The organism is Halanaerobacter jeridensis (genome assembly GCF_016908315.1).
Classification (GTDB): domain Bacteria; phylum Bacillota; class Halanaerobiia; order Halobacteroidales; family Halobacteroidaceae; genus Halanaerobacter; species Halanaerobacter jeridensis.
On record NZ_JAFBDQ010000005.1, the window covers coordinates 98,707 to 120,971 of the forward strand.

Genomic DNA, 22,265 nt, shown 5'->3' on the forward strand with positions numbered 1-22,265 from the left:
TTCCTGCACTAGAAAAATAAAAAATATCAGTAATAATTAATAATAATATGGTTATACTAGATATTAATACAAAATCAAGGAGTGATTTGATGATCAATCGTGTTAATTTAATTGGCCGCCTAACTAGAGACCCAGAATTAAATGTTACTAATAATGGACATACTGTTTGTAACTTTAACTTAGCAGTGCAAAGAAGGTACAGCAAAGGAGAAGAAGAGACTAAAGCAGACTTTATCAATATTACAACTTGGGGACGCCAAGCAGAAATTTGTAATCAGCATCTTTGCAAAGGAAGATTAGTTGGAGTTGATGGTCAGTTAAGAGTCAATCACTATACAATCGAATGTGACTGTGGTACTGAACATATTAAAAGAACAGAAGAAGTCACTGCCAATCAAGTAGAATTTTTAGGAGCACCTAAAAACAAAGAAGAATCAAAACAAGCTGCTAATAACTAATAAAAAATGGGCAGATGCCCATTTTTTATCTTTCTTAGATTTTGCTTTTTTAACCTTTACAACTAATATAATTCATCCTCTACTGCATAATTTTTTAGACCACTGCTCCTCATCTTTATTTCTAATAGCAGTTATAAGGTGTTCCTTTTTTAAATTTTCACTATGATCTTTCCATAATTCAAATCCTATTTTGATACTAGTTTGCTCTCTAGAATCATCAAAATCCGGCAGGAAATCTCCTTTGATTATCTTTTGAAAACAATTTTTCCAATATTCTTCTGTCTCTCTTTCATTCTTCTCTAAACCTAAGCTGGTAACAGGCTTACCATCTATTAAAATTTTTCCTTCTTTATTCTCTGCTCTATTTTGATTATGTTCTTCAACTTCTATCTGGTCTTGTTCTGGCTCTTGACTCTCATCCTGTTGAGAATGAAAACCTGCCTTAACAAAAACTTCATCCGGAATTTTAATCCCATAATCTTGATTATAAACATCAAACTCCTTAATTAATAATGTGTCATACTCTTTAAACTCTCGGTTCTTATCCTCTTTTGCTATAGGTCTATATTCAACCTTTAAATAAGCAAATCTAGTTTTTTTAAATAAACTTATAAAGCCGCCATTTAAGTCATAAGTATATTTTAAATCCAAAATCATATCATCTTCAAGCTCAATAGTTTCTCTATACTTCTGTTGATCTTGACAATGGTCAATATAACTTTCCCACTCTAACTCTCGTTCTAAGTTCTGTCCAATTTTTTGGCCTTCAATAAATACTTCCGCCTCTGGATTACTAAGTAATTGTTTAGCTTTTGAAAGATGCTCTTTCGGGTGTTTTATGTATTCATAGCAGTGATGGGTCCCACACCAAAATTCAAGATCTTTATGTTCTCCTTCAGGCGGGTTTTCTTCATCTGCGCTACCGTAAACAATAGTGTAATTAGGCTTGTACTCTGAATACTCAGTATCTTTTATTCTGTCTATCCCTTTTAACTCATCTGATAAATCTAAAGCAATTAATCTTAATTCTCCTCCCACAATAATATCTTCAGGATTATATTTATACTCTAGTGATGATTCCCAATTTGGATTTATAATTACTTCTCCTTTAATATCATCATTATCTCTCAATAGATTTTTCCACCGAGAAAAATTAAAGTTTACTTCCATATCTTCAATATTTCCTACTTCATAAAATTCATCTATTAACTTTTGACCTTTACTATCAAATAATGTCTTTAATATATGCTTATAATAATGAGGAGAGACTTTGAAATTATTACCAAAAACTTCTCCTGGCTGATCATATTCTAGCATCATGCTTATAAATACTTCATTCATTTTCATTTCTCTAAAGTCGTGTTTAATACGTTTCATCTTTTCTGTTCTATATTTTAAATCTTCAAAGGATAGATGATAATTAGAACAAAATATTTTTTTATAGGCTAATACACTTTTAAATACACTTGCTAGATATGCATCTCTTAGTTTATCCCCTATATATCCTTCTTTATCTAAATAAGGCATAAAAATAAATTCATTTACTGCTCTTTGATTTAGTTCAACTTGCTCTATATTTTCTGGTAGTCCTTTTGCTACTTTGATGCCTTTTTTGTATCTACTGATATTAGGATAGATAATTTCAAAAAATTTATCTGTTTTATTTAAATAAGTTCTTTGCATATTACCCAAAATTTTCATTATAGGTCTTAGTGAAGAAAAATCACTTAACTTTTTTCTAATATTAAATAGTATATTCTTTTGCCTCTTTAACTTATAAAATTCATCTAACTCCTTCTCTCTTTTTTTAGGTTCTTTTATTGTTTTTAAGTTTTCTATTTTTTGCTTAATTTTTCGCTTAATTCATTTTCTGAAATTATTTCATCTATCTTCCATTCTATAACATCTTTATCTCCCAGATTAAAAGCATACTCGACATCATTAGTTAGTTTTATCCACCGATGTACATTACCTAGATGATATATGAAACTTTTGGCTTTATAGATACCTTGATTATTTTTTTCGAATTTAATCCATACATCTCCTTCAGTATTCAAAAAGATAGTTTTTCTTCCCACATCTTCTCGCCAATTTAATACCAAATCAGAATTTTCTCTTCTCATTTTCATATAACTAGCATATATTCCATACTTATCATCAAGTATTTGTACTTCAATTTCTTCTTTAGTTAATGCCTCAATGGCTTTTTTATTTATAACCTGATATTGACCTAAACAATTATCTGTAACATAATTTTTTATTCCCTTATGATTTTTCTTAATAAACTCTAGCTCATCTATAAGTAATTCTTTCATTTCTAACATTTCAGTTATATCAATGGCAAATTCTGACCCTTCAAACACAATAAAAATAACTAAAGCCATTAATCCCGTTTCTAACGCAGTTAACATAGTAGCAAAACTTAAGGTTCCCCCTGTAGCCCCTCCTACAGTTACTAAACTTTTAATTCCTAAATAAGTTAATCTTTTTCCTGATTTTATAAGTAGCACATTCTTTATTGCTTCACCTATAAGGTATATTGCTTTATATACCGCAGTATTCACGCCTGTATTTAAACCTTGACACCCAAATTCAAATACAGAGCTATATTCTAAATCATTTATACTTTCAAAATCAAAATTCATCTGTTCTGTTAATCTTTTTAAATTATCACAAAACAATCTACCTTGAACATCTTCACTTTCAGCAGGGCAATATACGATTTCTTCACCTATTTGCAGTTCTGTTGCAGCTCTCTTATTCTCTTTAGCATCTTCGGTAAAAGTATTACCAGCTTCATCTGATAGTTTGCCCCACTCTGCACTATTTCCAGTTAATCCATCAGCTATATCCCACAAGGTATCACCTTTTTTTACTTTATAGCTCTTATCTTGACTAGCAAATAAACTGAAAATAAAACTAATTTCTGCTCCACCTTTCCAACCAGTAAAAGTTATTTTAGCTTTTGGATGCTGTCTTTTTATCTTGTCATAAACAATTTGTAAACACTCAAAATCGGGAGGTAATATTTCTTTATCATCAACTTGCTCTCCTTTACAAGTAATTACTATATTATCATCATTTTTTAAAACTAAAACCCTAAATTCCTCTACATCATCATCATACCGCCCTTCATCATATAAGTCTATCTTTTCAGTTAGCTTAATTCCATCTTCATTCTGTTCTTTTAAAGCATTATTTATATCATCCATCCTTTTTTCTAATTCTTGACCAATTAATTCAATATAATCATCTCCTTCTTTTTCAGCATCTATTCCTGTTAACACTGAACTTAAATTAAAGGGATTAAGAAAAAATAAAACCCCAAAACTTAAGCTATAATAATCATCATTTGTTCCTAGCTGATAAATTATTCTATTTGCTATTCTATTCAAAAACGTAAGTTGTCCTCCTGCACTTAAACCATTAGTAAAATCAAACCAAGGAGCTAGTAACCTAATAGTTGGATTTGCTAGCGAGGCAACAAATTCTATTTTGCCTTTATTTTTAGCAAACTCTTCATAATCTTCTCGCTCAGGCATATTAGCTAGTTCTACATACTTCTTATACTCTTGTTCATAGTCATAATTTCTATAATCTCGAGAAGTCTTAAAATCCTTTTCAGTTAAACCCAAAGCACTTAGTTTGAAATCTTCAGGCTTTAAATGTTCTTTCATCACATAAATCCAACGCTTATCTAAATAATCTTCTACTATCTTATATTTGTCTCCACCATAGATTACTTCCCAATCTTTTAAGAAGTCACCCTCTTCTCCTTCTTTTGTATGTTCTGAGTATTCCATTGCTATGCCTGCTTGTTTACGCATCTCGATTAGTCCTTCTTCTCCTTCAGGATAAATTGGCATTTCCCTTTCATCTCCAGTATCTGGGTCAGTCTCTTTCCTTACAAATACTTCTGGTATTAAAAGATCTTTTAGTTGGATCGATTCAACTTTTTCTCCTTCTTTACCTATTTTCTTTCCATTCAATATTGCTTCTATATCTACAAATTCCCACTCAAGATTTGTTAAATTACTAAATGTTAATAACTCTCTATGAGTTATTGTTTCTCCTTCTGGCATTTTATCATCTCCTTAGTTTATATAAATATATTCTAAATTTCTTCCTATTTTAATTTCAGAAGCATCTTTATAATAATAATGATTTAATTTATTATTTTTTTTATATTTTTCATATGATACGTTATATTTAACTTTTAATATTCCAACCGAATATATAAGACCATAGTGTATAGCATTATACTTATCTAAATACTCATAATCCAAATCATTTTTCCTTATACTCCTCATACTAGCCAGTAACTCTTCTTCACTCATCTTATTTACCTCTTCTTGTAATTGCTTAGACATTTTTTATCTTAAATCCATTGGCGGCATTCTCACTGTTTCTCCTTCTATCTCTTTTTTTACCTTATCTGCATATCTTATATCCCATTCAAAATCATTATAACTTGGGGCTAGTACTCTTTCATCTATGAATATTACTCCTAACTCCAAATACTTAAACAATCCTTCACCCTTCAAATACTGCACAAATTCAAATATCTGCTGTCGCCTTTCTTCTTTCTCTTTATCATCTTCTATACGGTCAAATACATATACATCCAAATCTAACATCATTCTCTTATTTTCCGGGTCTTCTTTGACTTTTTTTAGTCTTTCTTCAAAATTATGTTTTAAATAACGCCTGAAAAATTTACTGTCATCTATTCTTTCTCTATAATCCACCCCTATTTTCAGCTTGACTCTTTCTCCAAATAACTCTATTACCTTAGGCATTAAATATTCTTCTGCATTCATATTCATCTTTACTATTCCATAGCCATCTCCTATACCACCCGTATCTTTATACAAAGATGCAGTTGCATGATAATAATCATCAAGCCACCTATTGGTACCTTTAATCGATTTAGGATATATTCTCGCTTGGTAAAACTCTCTATCTCTAATTTTTCTTTGACCGATCCTATCTACTACAAATTTTTCTCCATATTTCTCATAGAGATATTTTTTTATCTTCGCTCTTACAGTTTCTTTATCACCCCCCCTATATCCCCTATTACAGTTTGAAAAATCACAGGAGCTATTAATAAAACCACTGCCCAAATTAGAGCTTTTGTCCATCTGAAGTTTCTCTGATTAGCCAACGTTCCTTCACCTCCAAAGCATTATTTTTTCAACATCGATCTGCAATTATATATTTCAAACTATTTCTCTTTTTCAATCTAATCCCTATATATAAAATTAGCAAAATGAATGGGAAAGTGTTTCGCTACGACTTTAAAATTTATTATTAACGAGTCTTAGTGAACTAGAATGAAAATAAAGTTCAAACTGCCTAATCCCCCATTTTGATTAGGCTAACTTTATTTTTATAATAGTGAGTTTAGACGAGTTTTAAGAAATTTTTTAAGTGAGAAATACTTTGACAGACATTACGAGTATTCAACTGATATCACATGCTTTTATTACCATTATATAACATTAATGCAATTTTATAAATTGATTATTATAATTTTCTGAGCAAATTAAAATAAAAACGCCTAGTAAAAGGCATTTAATTTTAATCTATTTCACTTTAAAATTCTAATACAAATATAAAATTTGTAACTCTATTAGAAATTCAAAGTATATTTATTAACTATCTGTTCCTTTAAAGCATCATTTATATCATCCATCCTTTTTTCTAATTCTTTACCAGCAGCTTTAATATAATCATTTCCTTCTTTTTCAGCATCTATTCCTGTTAACACTGAACTTAAATTAAAGGGATTAAGAAAAAACAAAAACCCAAAACTTAAGCTATAATAATCATCACTTGTTCCCAGCTGATAAATTATCCGATTTGCTATTCTATTCAAAAACGTAAGTTGTCCTCCTGCACTTAAACCATTAGTGAAATCAAACCAAAGAGCTAGTAACCTAATAGTTGGGTTTGCTAGCGAGGCAACAAATTCTATTTTGCCTTTATTTTTAGCAAACTTTTCATAATCTTCTCGCTCAGGCATATTAGCTAGTTCTACATACTTCTTATACTCTTGTTCATAGTCATAATTTCTATAATCTCAAGAAGTCTTAAAATCCTTTTCAGTTAAACCCAAAGCACTTAGTTTGAAATCTTCAGGCTTTAAATGTTCTTTCATCACAGAAATCCAACGCTTATCTAAATAATCTTCTACTATCTTATATTTGTCTCCACCATAGATTACTTCCCAATCTTTTAAGAAATCACCCTCTTCTCCTTCTTTTGTATGTTCTGAGTATTCCATTGCTATGCCTGCTTGTTTACGCATCTCAATTAGTCCTTGTTGTTCTTCGTAATTCCCATTATTATCTTCTCCATAAATATATCTCTTTATGTTTCCTTCTTCATCCCTGACAGCAAATACTTCTGGCATTAATAGGTCGTTTAGTTGGGTAGATACATTAGCACCAACTATTCCTTCACCAAGTGCATCTTCATCCCCTTCCTTAATGGCTTTCAAATTAACGAATTCCCACTCTAGATTTGTTAAGTTAGAAAATGTTAATAATTCTTTATGACTTATTTTTTCTTCACTCATAATTTACCCCCTTTATTCTATATAAACATACTCTAAATTTGGTCCTATTCCAACATCTTTAAATTTCTCATACTCTCTAGCTACATCGGGATTTTGTTCCAATGAAGTCGGATATTTCTCTTCAAGTATACCTATTGAATAAATCAAACATTGATATTGACTATTCCATTTTCTTAAATCATCATAATTTAACTCATCTTTTCTTATCCCCTCCATATTAGCCAACAGTTCTTCCTCACTCATTCCATCAATTTCTTTTTCTAACTTTCTTGACATCTCTTTTCGTAAATCCTCTGGTGGTAATTCTACCATTGTATTTTCTTCTTCTATATACTTCCGTACTTTATGAGAAGAATTTACTTCTCTCTCAAACTCATCATAACTATTAGCAAGCACCCTTTCATCAACAAAAACTATCCTCATTTCTAAATACTCAAACAACCCTTCCTCCTTCAAATACTGCACAAATTCAAAAATATCTTTTCTTCTTTTCTCTTTCTCATTATCATCTTCTATGCGGTCGAAAATATATACATCAAGGTCTAAAAATAATCTGTTCTTTTCTGGATCATTTACCACTCTTTCCTTAGCTTTTTTAAAATCTGATTCCTTATATCCTATAAAAGAATCTGTCCCATCACTACTTGGATCTCTTTTTCTATATTCTTTTACTATTACATCTTCTCGTCCCCAAATTTCTATTTCACTATCTACTTTTAACCGGACTCTATCTCCAAATATATCTTTTACTTTAGGTAATAAATATTCTTCACCAGTCTTATTCATCATTACATAACTATAACTATCACCAACACCACCTAACCTGCCAAAAGATTTCTTAGCTACACTTGCACTTGCATAATAATAATCATCCCACCATTTATTAGTACCTATAATTGCTTCAGGATATATTCTTGCTTGATAAAAAACATCTCCTCTTCTTCTTCTTTGACCAATTCTGTCTACCACAAATTCTTCTCCATACTTTTCATAGAGATAATCTTTTATCTTAGCTCTAACAGCTTCTTTATTATGGCTACCCATAATTCCGATAGCAACTCGAAAAATCATGAAAAGGCCAAATATAATTACAACCCACATTATAATTTGATTTAGTATCCCACTTTTTTGTCTCTCATTTTATATTCGCCTCCAAATAATAATTTATTTAAAACGAAATTTATTAAAATGACTGTAAAAGTGTTTCGCAGCGACTTTAAAATTTCCTAAACAGAAAATAGTTCATAAATCAATTTTACCATTATATTCTAATATTTTCAACTATAGTAAAAAAGATAACCTATTTCAAAAAATAAAAAGCCAGAAAACTATTGAAATGATTGATAACTTACACTACATATCACTTCAATTAGAGTTTTCTGGCAATTAAAATTAATTATTTATCTTTATTTTTATATTTTTTAACTGAATTCTGGGAACAGATTACTCAAAAATTCTTCAGTTAAGTATTCATCCATTGTTTCAAAAGTATCTTGATTCTTCAGCATTCTATCAGGTTGCTGATATTCAACCCAAGCCATAGCCGACCAAGAAATACCGCGCATAGCAGAAAATTTATCAAAGATTTCTAGTGCTTCTTTCATCTCTTTTAATGTATTATTAGATAAATTACGTTCTTCGCAGTAAGCAGCTAAAAAATCCTCTCTCTCTGATTGATCTAATTGATAATCAGTCTTCCATAAAGTAGTTGTCGGCACCATAAAGTGACTTAAATCCTGCAGGGGACTAGTCACAAGAGGTTTCTCCCAATCTACTAAATAAGCCTCATCATCTTCTTCATTAATAATAAAGTTACCAGAGTTAACCTCAGTATTTACAAATGAGTACGGTAATAAGTCCATAATATCTTGTTCATTACTCCGTAAATCATCTAATTCAGTCACCATTTTATCAATTATTTTCTTAACTTTATATTTTCCTAAGTCAGAATTAAGATAAGTAGGTACTAATTCCGCACATTCTTTCCAAATCCCCGATAAAGGCTTTGACTCAGTAATTAATTGATGATCATCAGGCACTTCTACATTATGTACTTTAGCTAATACACGAGCAGCAGCAAGTAAATCTTCACGATAATGCATACTGCGACCTGGTAAGTAATTCATCACTAACATTCCTAATGGCAATTCTTGTTCTCGATCATCTAACAATAAAGGTTTAGGAGTTACCCCCGATTTTTCTAAGTATTCTAAAGCATTATATTCATACTTTATTTGGTTATCAAGATTCATTTGACTACCCGTGTTTAAACGCAGGACTACCTTTTTATTATCAGCTTCAATTAAAAAGTTAAGATTGTACTCTCCTTGGGCCAAAAACGACGCCTCAGGCTCTCCAGTTAACTGCAGCTGCTGCTTTAATTTCTCCCGCTGCACATAATGTTCAACTTCTTTTAACAACTGATCTTTATCTAATGATGTTTCCGACATAATATACCCCCTTGTAAATAAGTCTAATTATTTTATATTTTCATTTTTAATTTTTCTATTCTTTCTGCTGTATGTTGAGGATAAGATTTCCATTCTTCTGCCTGTTGCAATTTTTCTTTTAGTTCTATTAATTCAGAACAGTAATCTATATCTCCACAGCTAGCAACTAAATCATAACTTAAATTATCTTGATTTTCAATCTTGGCAATAGTTGCTTTTAAAACATCTTCCTGCCCCCACAATATATCATCAAACAAGAATGAATATGGTTGATTAGTCCCACATAAATAATAGCCCCCATCTTCAGAAGGACCTAACACAATATCATTTTCCTGTAGCAAATCAATAGCTCTAATCAATACTTGTGGTTGGAGAGCAGGTAAATCACTACCAATCACAATTTCTTCGTCATTAGCTTGAGCAGCATAACTTAATGCTTCCTCCATTTTAGCCCCTAAATCCTGTCCTCGTTGCAGAAATCTTTCAAACTCTGTTGGAATTAAATCATCAAACATATCAACAGTACCTGCTGGAGTATAGGCTAAGTAAAGATTAATATCTCGGTGTTCTTGTACTTTTAACAACATCTGACCCATATCTTTTAAAAATGCTTTATGTAATTGAGCACATTCTTCAAGACTCAACTCCGCTTCCAATCTTGTTTTAGTTTGACCTGGAATCGGCGCTCGACTCATTAACACAATTCCCGTCGACAACTATATCACCTCTATCGTAATTAATAATTACTTTCTCTTTTGATTTTATTTTTTCTTGTTTTTAATCTCTTATCTCTTTACTCATCACTGTTTTATCTTTACTTCCTGCTTTTCATTGTTTTTCTTGTCACTCATCACTGTTTTGTTTCCTCTCTTCACTGTTTACTCATTACTGATCACTATTTTTTCTTGTCACTCATCACTGATTTCTATCTTATTTTCTTACTGTTTTTCTTGTGACTGATTACTGTTTTGTTTCCTCTTCACTATTTACTCATCACTATGTTCTCTTCACTGTTTTTCTTGTCACTCATCACTGATCACTAGTTACTGCTCTTACTACCCTTTCCTATATATTTCTCTTAACTTCTCCGGATCTACTCCCAACAGATAAAGAAATTTAATCTTATGCATCAACCAAATAGTACGCCAGGTACCATTCTTCTCCCAACGGCGAGCCGAAGTATAAATTTTATGTTCTAATTGCTTTAACTTACCCTCTTGTTTAGCTAACTGCTGCGAAAACTCCCAATCTTCCATTAATTCAATCTCAGGATAGCCATTTAACTGTTCAAAAACCTCACGCCGAACAAAAATCCCTTGATCACCAAAAATCAAATTTAAGTATTTGGCCCGTAAATTAGAAGTCCAAGCAATAAATTTAAGCGGCCAGGAATCATCATCAATTTTTAAACTAAAACAGCCGCCAATAATTTCTTGCTTCTGCATTACTTCTTCTAATTCCAATAAAGATCCTTCTTCTAACCATGAATCACTATGTAAGAAAAATAATACATCGCCTCCAGCACCTTGAGCCCCATAATTCATCTGATGGCCTCGGCCTGCTTCTGTTTCACAGACTTGGTCTGCCAATTCTTCTGCTAATTGCAGGGTTTGATCTGTACTCCCCCCATCAACTACTATCACTTCTTTATTCCCTGCTAAACTATTAACATGCTCTAAAATATCTACAATTCCGTCCTCTTCATTTAAGACAGGAATAATCACTGAAATTAATGGTTTCATTTTCAAACCTCCATATACCACAAGTTATTAACATCTAATACTAACTCTACTTCTTCTTTAATTTCAAATTCAGACGGAGGCAGTACTGTCACCTGTAACACTTGTCCATTAACTAAAATTTCATAAAAAATTCTTTCTCCAACAAATCTTTTTTCACAAATAACGCCCTCTAAATGAACTTGACAATTATCATCTTCAGTAGCTGAAGCAAATTCGATAAATTCAGGTCTAATCATTACTGCTAATTCTTTACCTTCTTCTATCTTAATTCCTGGAGCTACTAAATCTTCATGCACTGGCAAATCACCAGCAGCACAACTAAACTCTCCATTTTGAATTTCTCCTTGTAAATAATTAGCCTTGCCAAAGAAATCAGCTACAAAGTCAGTTTGGGGATGCTTATATAACTCTTCTGCTGTCCCATACTGCTCAATAATCCCATCATTCATCACTGCTATTCTATCTGCTATCAACATTGCTTCATCACGATCATGGGTCACAAAAATAGTAGTCATTTCCTCTTCTAAATGTAAATTGCGGATGAATTTCTGCATATCAGCCCGTAAATTAGCATCTAAATTAGAAAAGGGCTCATCTAATAATAAAACTTCAGGATTGATTGCTAAAGCTCGGGCCAAGGCTACCCGCTGCTGTTGACCTCCTGATAAATTATGAGGATAACTTTCTTCATATCCAGACAACCCCACTAAATCTAATAAATCATGCACTTTCCTCTTTCTACTTTCTTCACCTTCACCACGCATCTTTAATCCAAAGGCAATATTATCTGCTACATTCATGTGAGGGAATAATAAATAATCCTGAAAGACTAAAACTGCCCCCCGCGTTTCAGTTGCTACATCTAAAACAGATTCACCATCAAATAATATATCTCCTGCTTCTGGTGCTAACAGACCAGCAATTAAATTTAAAGTAGTAGTCTTACCACAGCCTGAAGGACCAAGCAAAGCTACTAGCTCTCCAGGTTCAACAGTTAAATCTAAATCTTTAATTACTTCTTCTCCTGTAAATTCTTTAGTTATATCCTGCAATTTTATTTCTACCATATTAATTACTCCCTTTATTTAATTCAGTAAAGAGTAAAAAGTTTTTTTATCTTTTGACTTTTACTCATCCCTCTTTTCTCATTACTCATTACTATAAAGTTTTATAAAATAAAACTTTATAAATAAAAGTGATCACTTCTTTCCTCTCCACTTTTAAATAGTCTTTCCATAATAATAGTAAAAAATAATGCTGCTCCAATAAATACTAGACTATAAACTGCTGCTAACATTCGATCACCGCTATTAACTAATGGAAATAAAACCATAGGAAAAGTTACAACTTGTCCTCCCCCAATTAAGAAAGTTAAAAAGTATTGGCTGAAGGATACAATAAAGACCATAATTCCTGCTGAAAGAATGCCGGGATAAATCAATGGTAAAGTAACATGGATGAATCTCTGCCACATACTAGCTCCTAATACTTGCGCTTGAGCTTCCATCTTATTGCCGACTGCTTCAAATACATTAGTTAAAATTCGAATTGAATAGGGAATCGTCGGAATCAAATGAACTAAAATAACTCCTGGAATACTATCACTTAAGCCAAATTTAATAAAATTAATATGAATTCCTAAAGTTACTGCTAACGGAGGTACAATAATTGGTGCTAGCACAAAAATCTTAATAAACTCTTTACCAGGAAAGTCATACACTCCTAATGCTTTCCCAGCTGGAATACTAACTGCTAAAGCTAAAATAGTAACACCTAAGCCAATTAAAAAACTAGTCTGTAAAGCTTCTAAAGCCCCATTAACTGGATTCAAGAAATACTTCCAGCCTTCTAAAGTCCAAGACTGCGGCAACAAACCAGGCCAGGGCCAACTACCAGTAAAAGCCCATAAAGCCAAAACTAATAACGGAAATACTAATACAAAAAATAGACTATATATCAGAGTTAATCGTAGTATTTTAGATCTATCTTCCATCAGTTTTTCCTCCTAATTACAACTAATTATAGCGAAGCATTAAATCTACTGATTTTTTATATAAATAAATTAGACCTACACAAATCACCGTTAAAACAACAGCAATTACCATCGCATAAGGCCGCTGCATCAAATCAGAACTAATATACCGTTGATAAGCCATAACTGGTAAGGTCTTTGGATAGGTTGGCCCTAATAAAAATGGGATTTCAAAGGCACCAAAAGAAAACGCAAAGACAATAATTACTGCCGACCCAATACTCGGTAATGACAGTGGTAAATAAATATGCCAAAAGATCTGCCGACTATTGGCCCCTAAATTAGCTGCCACCTCTTCAAAAGAAGTATTAATATGTTTTAAAACAGTATACGTAATCAACGCAATAAAAGGTATCTCTTTCCATAAATAAACTAATATAATTCCAATCCCCTTTTTATCAAATACTAAAGCAGGAAAACTTTCTATCTGTTCAATAATTCCTAAATTATATAAAATTCTAGATAATAATCCACTCTGCGTAAAGAATAAAAACACTAATAAAGTAGCTATAATATGCGGCACAACAATTGGTAATTTATAAATTAATTTTACCAGAGTATGTTTTTTAGGCAGCTTTGCTAATTGATAAGCTAAAAACACTCCAATTACAGCAGCCAATACTGAAGATACAACAGAAATATATAAACTATAGCCCAATGCATCTAAAAATTCAGGACTAGATAACATTTCAGTATAATATTCAAAGGTAAAATTATTTAATCCAATCAATGGGAAATAGCCAAAACTCTGTAGTACTCCTAGAACTACCCCTCCTAAAAACAAACCACCTAATACAACTAAAGCAGGTAATAATAGCAGATATGGTTCCCATAATGAACGCTTCTTCCACATAAGCATCAATTCCTCCAATCATTAAGAACAGTGACTAGTAAGAAGTAATGAGTAATGAGTAATGAGTTAAAGGCAAAACCTTACAAACTAAAAACAGATTTGACTCTCTTGTTTTTTACTGATTACTGTCTACCATCTTTACTCTTCACTCATCACTAGTCACTGATTACTGTTTTTACTGCTTTTCTCTCTTTACTCATTACTGATCACTAGTTACTGTCTTACTGCCCTACTACTTCCTTCCATTCCTCTTCAATGATCGGTACTATATCAGCAGGTAATTCAGGTACACTATGCTCATCTAAAGTTTCTTGAGATAGAGTTGCTTTTCCTAAATCTAACTCATCTAGTTGAGACTTTTGCTCTTGATTAAGCTTATCATAGCTAAAGACTGGCAGTGCTCCCCAGTTATCAGGATTATACTTTGAATACTGAGCTTCAAAGCTCTCTAAGAAATTAGCTGCCACTAATGCTGCTGCTTTATGAGTTGCATTAAATGGAATAGCTAAGAAATTAGTATTAGAAATAGTTCCTTTTTCTAATACAAAAGTTCTTGCTGTATCAGGATAATTACCTTTTTTAATCTTAGAAGTTGCTTTACTTGGATCATAACCCATGCTCATCCATACTTCACCATCAGTAAACATATTATCCATTTGAGCAATTGTAGCCGGATATGTTTCTCCTTTACGCCATAGATAAGGTTCTAATTCAGCTAACTTTTCCATAGCTGGTTGAATTGCTTCCCGTACTTCTTCTTTCGTCATATCATAATACTGCTCATAGCCACCTGTTTCACGATAAATCACATGCCGCACAAAAGCACTTCCCGTAAAATCTGGCGGAGCTGGATAAGTGAACTTGCCTGGATGTTCTTTAATCCAAGCAATCAGTTCTTCATAATTTTGCGGAACATTTTCCACTTTTGCTTGGTCATACACAAATACAAACTGGGCTCGACTGTAAGGAGCCTCATAGCCCTTAGTTGGTTCACCAAAGTCAGTAGTATTCTTATCAGCATCAGTATCAAGGTACTTTTCATAGTTAGGTAACTTCTCTACAAACGGTCCCCAAAGCAAATCATTTTCTCGCGCAGTTTTAAAGTTCTCCCCATTAATCCACAATAAATCAATACTACCATCTGTTTTGCCAACTTGCTTTTCACCTAACAATTTATTTAGATAATCGTCAGGGCCCATTGGCACTCTATTTAACTCAACATTATACTTTTCTTTTAATTGCGAGGCAACATATGTATCAACCCAATGATTTATAGTTCGATTACCGCCCCACATATAAAAATTGACTTTACTTCCTTCAGCTTGTTTTTTTATCTGCTCCCAATTTTGATCTAACAAACTAGTTTCTTCTTCCTCTGTAACTTGATTCCCACATCCTACTGTTAATACTAATAATAAAATTAATAAAAACAAACTAATTTTTTTCATTTGTCAATCCCCCCTGCTTTTTTCATAATTCTTAGTATGTAGTTTTGAAATATATTTTATTTAAAAATAAGATTAGTAAAACTCTCTACATAATATTATTCTCACTCTAGTTTATTGCTAATATTTATTTTTTTGATGGCCAACCATCTAAAACTTGACAACTACTTTTAATTTTGCTTTTTCTTAAAGCTGACTGCTAACTACTACCGGTGACCTTGCTTTTAGTTTTGGTTTTGACTAACCGCCCATAGCCCACAGCAAATAGCTAATTTAAATTATACACGATATCTGTAGATTTTTAAAATAAAATATGAAATAGACCGAAAACTCGGTCTATTTCATTGCACCATATCCTATTCTTCTGCTTCTTCTATTTCATCTAATACATCAGCATCGCTTTTCTTCTTTAACCATTTTGGAATTAGAGAAATTCCAAATAGAACTAATCCTGCTACTGCTAAATAAGCGATAATCTTTACAGGACTTCCGCCTGAAGTAACAGCTCCTCCAGCAAAAGAAAATGCTAGACTACCAGGTAGCATAAATACAAAAGTAGTCCATGTATATGTCAATAAATCAACTGCTGTTAGAGCATAAACATAGTTTTGTACATTATAAGGGAACACAGGTACTAGACGAGTTAACATTAGAAAACGCCAGCCCTCTTCTTCTACTCCCTTATCAATCTTTTGTAATTTAGGATTATTTTCTACCATACTTTTAACCATATCACGAGCTACATATTTACCTGCTAAGAATGCAGCTACTGCTCCTAAAGTAGCACCGAAGATAGTATAAGTAGTTCCTAACCACGGGCCAAATAAAACTCCTCCTACTAAGCCTAATGCACCACCAGGTAACAAGAAGACTGCAGAAGCAATCCATAAGCCAATGAATACTACAGGACCCCAAAATCCTAAACCATCAATTGCTTGCTTCAGCATTTGTGGGTCTTTTAAATATTTCATATATCCCATCTGCTTCACTACGAAAAATACAGCCACAATAATTGCTATAAATGCTACAATTTTAATCCAATTATTACTCCCACTACTTTCTTTACTCATTTAAATATCCTCCCCTTAGGATAGAATTATTTAGAAACCTTTTTAGCTTCTCTTTTAGTCTTCCAACGCTTATACCACTGCTTCAATGGATTATCAAGTCCATGTGCTCCTTCTTTCCAGTCATCACTAAATAAGAATTCTAATAAGTGATAAGAAGACTTATCAACCATGGTCATTGATTCACGACAAGCAGCACAATAAGTGACTACATCTTTATCAGTTTGATTTGCTCTTCTTGCCATTACATCAGTAGATAGGTCTTCATTAGCTAATAGCACCATACCACCAAATCCACAACAACGTGTATCTTCACGGCTGTGCTCAAATTCATCAACCTCTAAGCCTAATTCTTCAGCTATATGACGCACACTATCATGTACTTCAGTAAAGTCACGTGTCTGACAAGAGTCATGAATAGAAATAGTCTTTCCGTTAGCAACTCCCTTTCTATCTTCAGGAACGCCAATCTCATCTAATACTTCATATAAAGTAGTAACCTCAATATCATCAGGTGCATTATCCATAATATTGTGAGTACAATCAGGACAAGCAGTAATGATTTCAGTTGCTCCTAAATCACGTACATCTTGAATTAAACTATCAAAACGTTCATCAAATTTTTCATGTTGACCAACCATATGAGTCGGTGCTCCACAACACTTCAAGATAAATCCTGTACCTGGTAGGTTCTGTTGTAGATAATCATAAGTCTTAGCCACAACCTCAGGTGCATAAGAAGATAAACTACAGCCTGGGAAGAAGACACGTTTTGTCTCTCCAGCTTGTTTATCACCTAGCTTAGTAGTAAACAGACTAGAAAAACCAAGTGGTTGATGGAACTTAGTCACTGGATTATGTCCTTTTAATGGACCTTCTCCCTCATCTACTAATTCTTCTCTGATTTCCAAGAATATATCAGCCAATTCAAAATCATTTGGACAATAAACTGTACATGTATCACATAAGTTACAGAAGTAGGACATCGCTAAATTATCCACATCAGATGGATCTTCTAATAACTTCTCCATCAATTCTTTTGGATGTTCACAGTATTCATCTAAGAATTCACATTCTCCAACACAATCTTTACATTCACACTGTAAACAACGATCGGCTTCTTCTAAAGCATCTTCTTCATTAAAGCCTAATTCTACTTCATCAAAGTTATCTAATCTTTCTTCTACTGGCATCATTTCCATATCTACCCGTTCTTTACGCGGCTCATCAACATCTTTATCTAACCATGTTTCATAAGAACCTTCATGTTCACGATCAACAGTCATATCTTCATTATTTAAATAACGGTCAATAGAAGTAGCAGCTTTACGTCCATGAGCCATAGCTTCTACTGCTAATAATGGTCGCCCTGCTACATCTCCACCACTAAATACATGTTCTTTATCAGTTTGTAAGGTTAGATCGTCAGAATCTACTTTACCACCTTTATTTAACTCAACTCCTGAATGATCTTCTAAAAATTCAGATTGAGCACTCTGACCAATAGCAAAGATTACTGTATCACAATCAAGTTCCTTCAATTCACAAACATCATATTCAGGGTTAAAGTCTCCACCTTCATCAAATACTTTAGTACATTTCTTGAAAGTCATCTTTTCTACTGCATCTTCACCTTCAATTTTTAGTGGGCCCCAACCGTTGTGAACTTCCACTCCTTCTTCTTCAGCATCGACAACTTCCCATTCATGAGCCGGCATATCTTCTCTATCTTCAAGACAAGCAATATCTACATTCTCAGCTCCAACTCTTAACACAGTTCGAGCTACATCCATAGCTACATTACCGCCACCAACTACTACTACATCTTCACCAATATCTATTTCATCATAATTTTCTAAACCTGCTTTACGTAAAATATCAACACCAGGCTTAACACCTTCTAAATCAGAGCCATCAATTGGCAGCATAACACTCTCATGAGCACCATGAGCTACAAATACTGCATCATAGTCATTCTCTAGTTTTTCAAATGGAATATCTTCGCCAATCTCTGTATTTAGCTTAATTTCAACTCCTAATTTTTCTAAGATACTATATTCTTCATCAATTACATCATGAGGTAGACGATAAGCTGGAATTCCTACTCGCAGCATACCACCTACTACTGGTAATTTCTCATAAATAGTCACATCATGACCTTCTTTTACTAAATCATAAGCCGCTGTTGCCCCTGCTGGACCAGATCCTATAATAGCAATCTCTTTACCAGTGTCAGGCTCAGTACTTAAATCCCAATCAGAAGGATCATCAAACTTAGCTGCATAACGTTTTAAATTCTTAATTGATAATGCTTCTTCAACATCATTCCTTTTGCACTTTTCTTCACAAGGATGCGCACAAACTCTACCTAAAATCCCTGGAAAAGGCGTAGTCTCTCGAATTAATTCTAATGCTTCTTTTGGTTTTCCGTCTTTAATTAAATCAATATACCCCTTAGCATCAATATGCAGCGGACAAGTAGCTACACATGCTGCTGGAGCATCCCCCATACAATCTTCTACTACTTCATTCATTTTGTCAACAAGTTGTTCAGATAACAAAGGAAATCCCCTCCCACTTTCATAAAATATATTTTTCACAAGTGAATTTAAAATTTTTATTCATTATTCTACTATTAATTATAACTCTTAAAACAATATTTGTCTTTATAATATTAAGCTAATTTTTGACACCTTTTTTGTAGTTTTTCCACAAAAACAACTAAAAATAGCGTTATTTTATATAATTTAACCCTCTTTTAAAAATTGATTTGTAGTTCAGGAACTAAAACACGAGCCATCGGGCCACAAATTCTTTTTGCTGCCCATAGTCCACAACAGCTAGCTCCAAACTTTTTTAACTTTTCTTTTGACTTTGACTAGCTCACACTCCATAACTCAATACTCACCGCTTATATTACTTTTGCTTATAGCTAAAAGATCATTCACACCAGCCACTTCTGCAGTAATTTACTGCCTATTAAAATTCCGAGCACAATAAAAGGTAGATATAACCAACCGTTCAAGGCTAAAGAAGAAATCGCACTATACAATCCCCCAATATTGCAGCCAATAGCAATTCGAGCTCCATAGCCCATCAACCAGCCACCGCCTAAAGCTAAGAAAAATTGTTTTTTATTCTTTAGTTTTTTCCATTTGAACTGTCCAGCTAACAAAATAGCAATTAAAGCTCCAATAATAATTCCTAAATTAGAAAAAGTATATCTATCTTTCCAGGGCCGTAAATATTCATAATAGTCCCAAACAGCCCAGGTCTGTACTTCAATACCTACAATTTCTAATAACCAAGCGCCAAAGCGAGCAAAACCTGTAGTAATCGCCCAGTATTTATTAGTTACTGCTAAATAAATAATATTAGCTATAGCTATTAATAATCCACCAACCCAATAAGGCCAGGGTCTTACAAAAATTTTTGTTAGTATTTTTTTAATCTGTTTTGGTAATCGTAATTTCCCATTCACCAAAACTCACCTCTTCACTCTTCACTTTATAGCCCCTTTTGCGGGCCCACTCAGGAACATTAGTCATTGCACAAGTATGGTCAACTTCTATTTTTAACTCCTCTCCTTTTTCTAATTGCTCAATTTTTTTCTCTACTTTCATTAACGGCAGAGGACATGGCTCACCGATACAGTCTAACTTATTCATCCTCAAATTAACCCCCTTCTTTAAAACCTAACTTCTAAATTGATACTTTTCCCACCAATAAGCAAATAAATATAACATTATTAATAATCCCAATTGTAACAATAAAGCTTTTGGCCAGTTTAATATGGTAGGTAAGTGTGTTACTTCTTGCTCACCAATTAATTGATACCACCAACCTGCATCATAAGCACCATGCGTAGAACCCAAAACAAATCCAATTAAAACTATTAACTGCATTTGAAATCCTTCACCAATCCGCATCAAAGTTCCAGAAGCACAACCTCCACTAATAGCAGCGCCTAAACCAAAAATAAAGGCTCCAATTGGAATATGCCAGCCTAAAGGTACAAACCTACCAATTAGTGATAACCCTTGACTTAAACGATAGTACTGCAATGCAGCAAAACCAAGACTACTAATCATTAAAGATAATATCAATCCCCGACTCAATTCTGTCATTCCAAATAATAAAGGATCTCTAATTGCAGCAGTAAAACAAATTCTTGAACGCTGTAAAATAAATCCCAATGCTAATCCAAGCAACCAAGAATAAGCAAAAAGAGGAGGCAAAAACAAATATAAAACAATATAAATTACTAATGCAATTAATAAAAATCCCCCTCCTACTTTTCTCTGTATTCCTAATCCACTGGAATTCAATCTTTTTTTATCTGCCACAAAGTTACTCTCCTTCCCCGATTCTAGTAATAAATTTATTAATTTTATAAGCAATTGCTAAATTACTTCTCACTTCAAAATCATGCAAGTCCACACCCAAAATTTCTTGAATCCGGTTAATACGATAACGCATTGTATTAGGATGAATCGGCAATAAATTAGCTGATTGTTGAATGCTCCCACCAGTTTTAAGATAAACCCCTAACGTTTCAATCCAATTTGTGTTGTTATTTTGATCATAATCAAGTAAATCTGCTAAAAATTCATCAACAAAATCAGCTAATTGTTCTTTATCTAGTTGCCACAATAATCGTAAAACCCCTAATTCTTTATAAAAGAAAACACGTTGTTCTTGATTAGTTGCAGCTAAAAAATCTAAAGTATAAAGACCTTGTTGATAACTTTTCGAGATTTGTGAGCAGTCCTCAATAAAACATCCCGCACCAATAGAAAACTTAAGTTGATTAAACTTATTACTTAATTGTTCAGAAATGTTCTTAATATCAGATTTAATCTCATCACTTTGTTCTTGGTAATGAATTAATAATAAAATATCGTCATCATAAGAAAAAGTAATATATTTTGTTGACAAAGTAGTTCTAATAATCCGATGCAGACTATGAATCACTTTTTCTTCTAATTCATATTTATAAAGTGAACGTTCACCATTTTCTTTAGTCAAAGTTGCATCTGATTTAAAACTAATAATGAACATTTGATAAGGTACAGTTAAATCCCAACCAGCTAATTCTCCCCGCTTAATAATTTCATTTTTGTCTTTAATTTTCCCCTGTAATAAATCTTCTATCAATTCATTACTACATTTACGAGCTAAATTTTGAATCAAATTATTTTGGTGCAATTTTAAAGTTAAGGCATAAACTGCTTGCCTAATAGCTAAAAAATCCTGTTCCTGTAATTTGTTTTCTTCCAAAATAACTAAATAACCAAAAGTTTCTTCTTCACTTTCTAACTTAATTTGCAATTCTTCTACCTCTTCTATCTTCCATTTATAAACTACTCTTTCTAAATCAATATCATATTTATTTTTTACAACTTCCTTCTTTTCAAACTCTTTCTGATCTAAATAAGAATAAAAATCACTATCTTTATCACGCAATTCTCGAGCTAAATAAAGCACATTTTCTTTAAATTTATCAAAAATAAAAACTGAATTATTAATTTCTTCAGTCAATAAATCGCAAAGTGTTCTTAATCCTGCATCTTTAATTAAAATATCATGATACTTATCTTGTAATTTCAATACTTCATTTAATTCACTCATATCT

The 22,265-nt window shown here is 32.6% G+C and carries 21 protein-coding genes; 1 reads left to right on the forward strand and 20 read right to left on the reverse strand.

Annotated features, from left to right (window positions below; genetic code table 11):
- Positions 1 to 89 precede the first annotated feature (89 nt).
- Complete coding sequence (locus JOC47_RS06095) at positions 90 to 458, forward strand: single-stranded DNA-binding protein (protein ID WP_204701173.1); 369 nt, start codon at positions 90 to 92, stop codon at positions 456 to 458.
- Between the two features lie 72 nt (positions 459 to 530).
- On the opposite strand, the gene JOC47_RS06100 is transcribed toward JOC47_RS06095, so the two are convergent.
- From JOC47_RS06100 to JOC47_RS06195, 20 genes are all read right to left on the reverse strand, one after another.
- Positions 531 to 2,141, reverse strand: coding sequence for a hypothetical protein (locus JOC47_RS06100; RefSeq protein WP_204701174.1), 1,611 nt, complete (start codon positions 2,139 to 2,141; stop codon positions 531 to 533).
- Between the two features lie 152 nt (positions 2,142 to 2,293).
- Positions 2,294 to 4,540, reverse strand: coding sequence for a LysM domain-containing protein (locus JOC47_RS06105; RefSeq protein ID WP_204701175.1), 2,247 nt, complete (start codon positions 4,538 to 4,540; stop codon positions 2,294 to 2,296).
- A 12-nt stretch (positions 4,541 to 4,552) separates the two neighbouring features.
- Positions 4,553 to 4,795 (reverse strand): hypothetical protein, encoded by a 243-nt coding sequence (locus JOC47_RS06110; RefSeq protein WP_204701176.1) that lies wholly within the window; start codon positions 4,793 to 4,795, stop codon positions 4,553 to 4,555.
- Between the two features lie 36 nt (positions 4,796 to 4,831).
- Positions 4,832 to 5,602 carry a hypothetical protein gene (locus tag JOC47_RS06115; RefSeq protein WP_204701177.1) on the reverse strand — a complete coding sequence of 257 codons (771 nt, stop codon included), beginning with the start codon at positions 5,600 to 5,602 and terminating at the stop codon, positions 4,832 to 4,834.
- Between the two features lie 491 nt (positions 5,603 to 6,093).
- Complete coding sequence (locus JOC47_RS06120) at positions 6,094 to 6,486, reverse strand: hypothetical protein (protein ID WP_204701178.1); 393 nt, start codon at positions 6,484 to 6,486, stop codon at positions 6,094 to 6,096.
- A 57-nt stretch (positions 6,487 to 6,543) separates the two neighbouring features.
- The gene (locus JOC47_RS06125) at positions 6,544 to 7,041 is read right to left on the reverse strand and encodes a hypothetical protein (RefSeq protein WP_204701179.1); all 498 of its coding nucleotides are present in this window, start codon (positions 7,039 to 7,041) and stop codon (positions 6,544 to 6,546) included.
- 12 nt (positions 7,042 to 7,053) lie between these two features.
- Positions 7,054 to 8,085, reverse strand: coding sequence for a hypothetical protein (locus tag JOC47_RS06130; RefSeq protein ID WP_204701180.1), 1,032 nt, complete (start codon positions 8,083 to 8,085; stop codon positions 7,054 to 7,056).
- A gap of 377 nt (positions 8,086 to 8,462) precedes the next feature.
- Positions 8,463 to 9,491: an aminoglycoside phosphotransferase family protein gene (locus tag JOC47_RS06135; protein ID WP_204701181.1), complete on the reverse strand. Its 1,029-nt coding sequence runs from the start codon at positions 9,489 to 9,491 to the stop codon at positions 8,463 to 8,465.
- A gap of 32 nt (positions 9,492 to 9,523) precedes the next feature.
- On the reverse strand, positions 9,524 to 10,207 hold the full coding sequence (locus tag JOC47_RS06140) for a TIGR04282 family arsenosugar biosynthesis glycosyltransferase (RefSeq protein ID WP_204701182.1): 684 nt from the start codon (positions 10,205 to 10,207) through the stop codon (positions 9,524 to 9,526).
- Positions 10,208 to 10,546: 339 nt separating this feature from the next.
- A complete protein-coding gene (locus JOC47_RS06145) occupies positions 10,547 to 11,233 on the reverse strand; it encodes a TIGR04283 family arsenosugar biosynthesis glycosyltransferase (RefSeq protein ID WP_204701183.1) in 687 nt (228 codons plus the stop codon).
- 2 nt (positions 11,234 to 11,235) lie between these two features.
- Positions 11,236 to 12,300, reverse strand: a complete 1,065-nt coding sequence (locus JOC47_RS06150; RefSeq protein WP_204701184.1) for an ABC transporter ATP-binding protein — start codon at positions 12,298 to 12,300, stop codon at positions 11,236 to 11,238.
- A 116-nt stretch (positions 12,301 to 12,416) separates the two neighbouring features.
- Positions 12,417 to 13,226 carry an ABC transporter permease gene (locus tag JOC47_RS06155; protein ID WP_204701185.1) on the reverse strand — a complete coding sequence of 270 codons (810 nt, stop codon included), beginning with the start codon at positions 13,224 to 13,226 and terminating at the stop codon, positions 12,417 to 12,419.
- A 22-nt stretch (positions 13,227 to 13,248) separates the two neighbouring features.
- Entirely contained in the window at positions 13,249 to 14,118 is an 870-nt protein-coding gene (locus tag JOC47_RS06160; protein WP_239550949.1) for an ABC transporter permease, read from the reverse strand.
- Between the two features lie 221 nt (positions 14,119 to 14,339).
- A complete protein-coding gene (locus JOC47_RS06165) occupies positions 14,340 to 15,566 on the reverse strand; it encodes an ABC transporter substrate-binding protein (RefSeq protein ID WP_204701187.1) in 1,227 nt (408 codons plus the stop codon).
- Positions 15,567 to 15,919: 353 nt separating this feature from the next.
- Positions 15,920 to 16,633 (reverse strand): TVP38/TMEM64 family protein, encoded by a 714-nt coding sequence (locus JOC47_RS06170; RefSeq protein ID WP_204701188.1) that lies wholly within the window; start codon positions 16,631 to 16,633, stop codon positions 15,920 to 15,922.
- Between the two features lie 26 nt (positions 16,634 to 16,659).
- The gene (locus JOC47_RS06175) at positions 16,660 to 19,191 is read right to left on the reverse strand and encodes an FAD-dependent oxidoreductase (protein ID WP_204701189.1); all 2,532 of its coding nucleotides are present in this window, start codon (positions 19,189 to 19,191) and stop codon (positions 16,660 to 16,662) included.
- A gap of 383 nt (positions 19,192 to 19,574) precedes the next feature.
- Entirely contained in the window at positions 19,575 to 20,111 is a 537-nt protein-coding gene (locus JOC47_RS06180) for a YeeE/YedE thiosulfate transporter family protein (RefSeq protein WP_204701190.1), read from the reverse strand.
- On the reverse strand, positions 20,077 to 20,298 hold the full coding sequence (locus JOC47_RS06185; RefSeq protein ID WP_204701191.1) for a sulfurtransferase TusA family protein: 222 nt from the start codon (positions 20,296 to 20,298) through the stop codon (positions 20,077 to 20,079). The genes JOC47_RS06180 and JOC47_RS06185 overlap by 35 nt, the downstream gene beginning before the upstream one ends.
- Before the next feature lie 27 nt (positions 20,299 to 20,325).
- The gene (locus tag JOC47_RS06190) at positions 20,326 to 20,976 is read right to left on the reverse strand and encodes a YeeE/YedE thiosulfate transporter family protein (RefSeq protein ID WP_338035328.1); all 651 of its coding nucleotides are present in this window, start codon (positions 20,974 to 20,976) and stop codon (positions 20,326 to 20,328) included.
- Between the two features lie 4 nt (positions 20,977 to 20,980).
- Entirely contained in the window at positions 20,981 to 22,261 is a 1,281-nt protein-coding gene (locus tag JOC47_RS06195) for a PucR family transcriptional regulator (RefSeq protein ID WP_204701192.1), read from the reverse strand.
- Positions 22,262 to 22,265: the final 4 nt, after the last annotated feature.

What these genes read in the sequence shown, in the direction of transcription:
- JOC47_RS06125 (WP_204701179.1), bottom strand. Translation starts at nt 7,041, where the DNA reads ATGAGTGAAGAAAAAATAAGTCATAAAGAATTATTAACATTTTCTAAC.
- JOC47_RS06130 (WP_204701180.1), bottom strand. Translation starts at nt 8,085, where the DNA reads ATGGGTAGCCATAATAAAGAAGCTGTTAGAGCTAAGATAAAAGATTAT.
- JOC47_RS06110 (WP_204701176.1), bottom strand. Translation starts at nt 4,795, where the DNA reads ATGAGTGAAGAAGAGTTACTGGCTAGTATGAGGAGTATAAGGAAAAAT.
- JOC47_RS06115 (WP_204701177.1), bottom strand. Translation starts at nt 5,602, where the DNA reads ATGGACAAAAGCTCTAATTTGGGCAGTGGTTTTATTAATAGCTCCTGT.
- JOC47_RS06145 (WP_204701183.1), bottom strand. Translation starts at nt 11,233, where the DNA reads ATGAAACCATTAATTTCAGTGATTATTCCTGTCTTAAATGAAGAGGAC.
- JOC47_RS06170 (WP_204701188.1), bottom strand. Translation starts at nt 16,633, where the DNA reads ATGAGTAAAGAAAGTAGTGGGAGTAATAATTGGATTAAAATTGTAGCA.
- JOC47_RS06165 (WP_204701187.1), bottom strand. Translation starts at nt 15,566, where the DNA reads ATGAAAAAAATTAGTTTGTTTTTATTAATTTTATTATTAGTATTAACA.
- JOC47_RS06160 (WP_239550949.1), bottom strand. Translation starts at nt 14,118, where the DNA reads ATGTGGAAGAAGCGTTCATTATGGGAACCATATCTGCTATTATTACCT.
- JOC47_RS06105 (WP_204701175.1), bottom strand. Translation starts at nt 4,540, where the DNA reads ATGCCAGAAGGAGAAACAATAACTCATAGAGAGTTATTAACATTTAGT.
- JOC47_RS06155 (WP_204701185.1), bottom strand. Translation starts at nt 13,226, where the DNA reads ATGGAAGATAGATCTAAAATACTACGATTAACTCTGATATATAGTCTA.
- JOC47_RS06185 (WP_204701191.1), bottom strand. Translation starts at nt 20,298, where the DNA reads ATGAATAAGTTAGACTGTATCGGTGAGCCATGTCCTCTGCCGTTAATG.
- JOC47_RS06195 (WP_204701192.1), bottom strand. Translation starts at nt 22,261, where the DNA reads ATGAGTGAATTAAATGAAGTATTGAAATTACAAGATAAGTATCATGAT.
- JOC47_RS06120 (WP_204701178.1), bottom strand. Translation starts at nt 6,486, where the DNA reads ATGCCTGAGCGAGAAGATTATGAAAAGTTTGCTAAAAATAAAGGCAAA.
- JOC47_RS06135 (WP_204701181.1), bottom strand. Translation starts at nt 9,491, where the DNA reads ATGTCGGAAACATCATTAGATAAAGATCAGTTGTTAAAAGAAGTTGAA.
- JOC47_RS06100 (WP_204701174.1), bottom strand. Translation starts at nt 2,141, where the DNA reads ATGCAAAGAACTTATTTAAATAAAACAGATAAATTTTTTGAAATTATC.
- JOC47_RS06095 (WP_204701173.1), top strand. Translation starts at nt 90, where the DNA reads ATGATCAATCGTGTTAATTTAATTGGCCGCCTAACTAGAGACCCAGAA.
- JOC47_RS06150 (WP_204701184.1), bottom strand. Translation starts at nt 12,300, where the DNA reads ATGGTAGAAATAAAATTGCAGGATATAACTAAAGAATTTACAGGAGAA.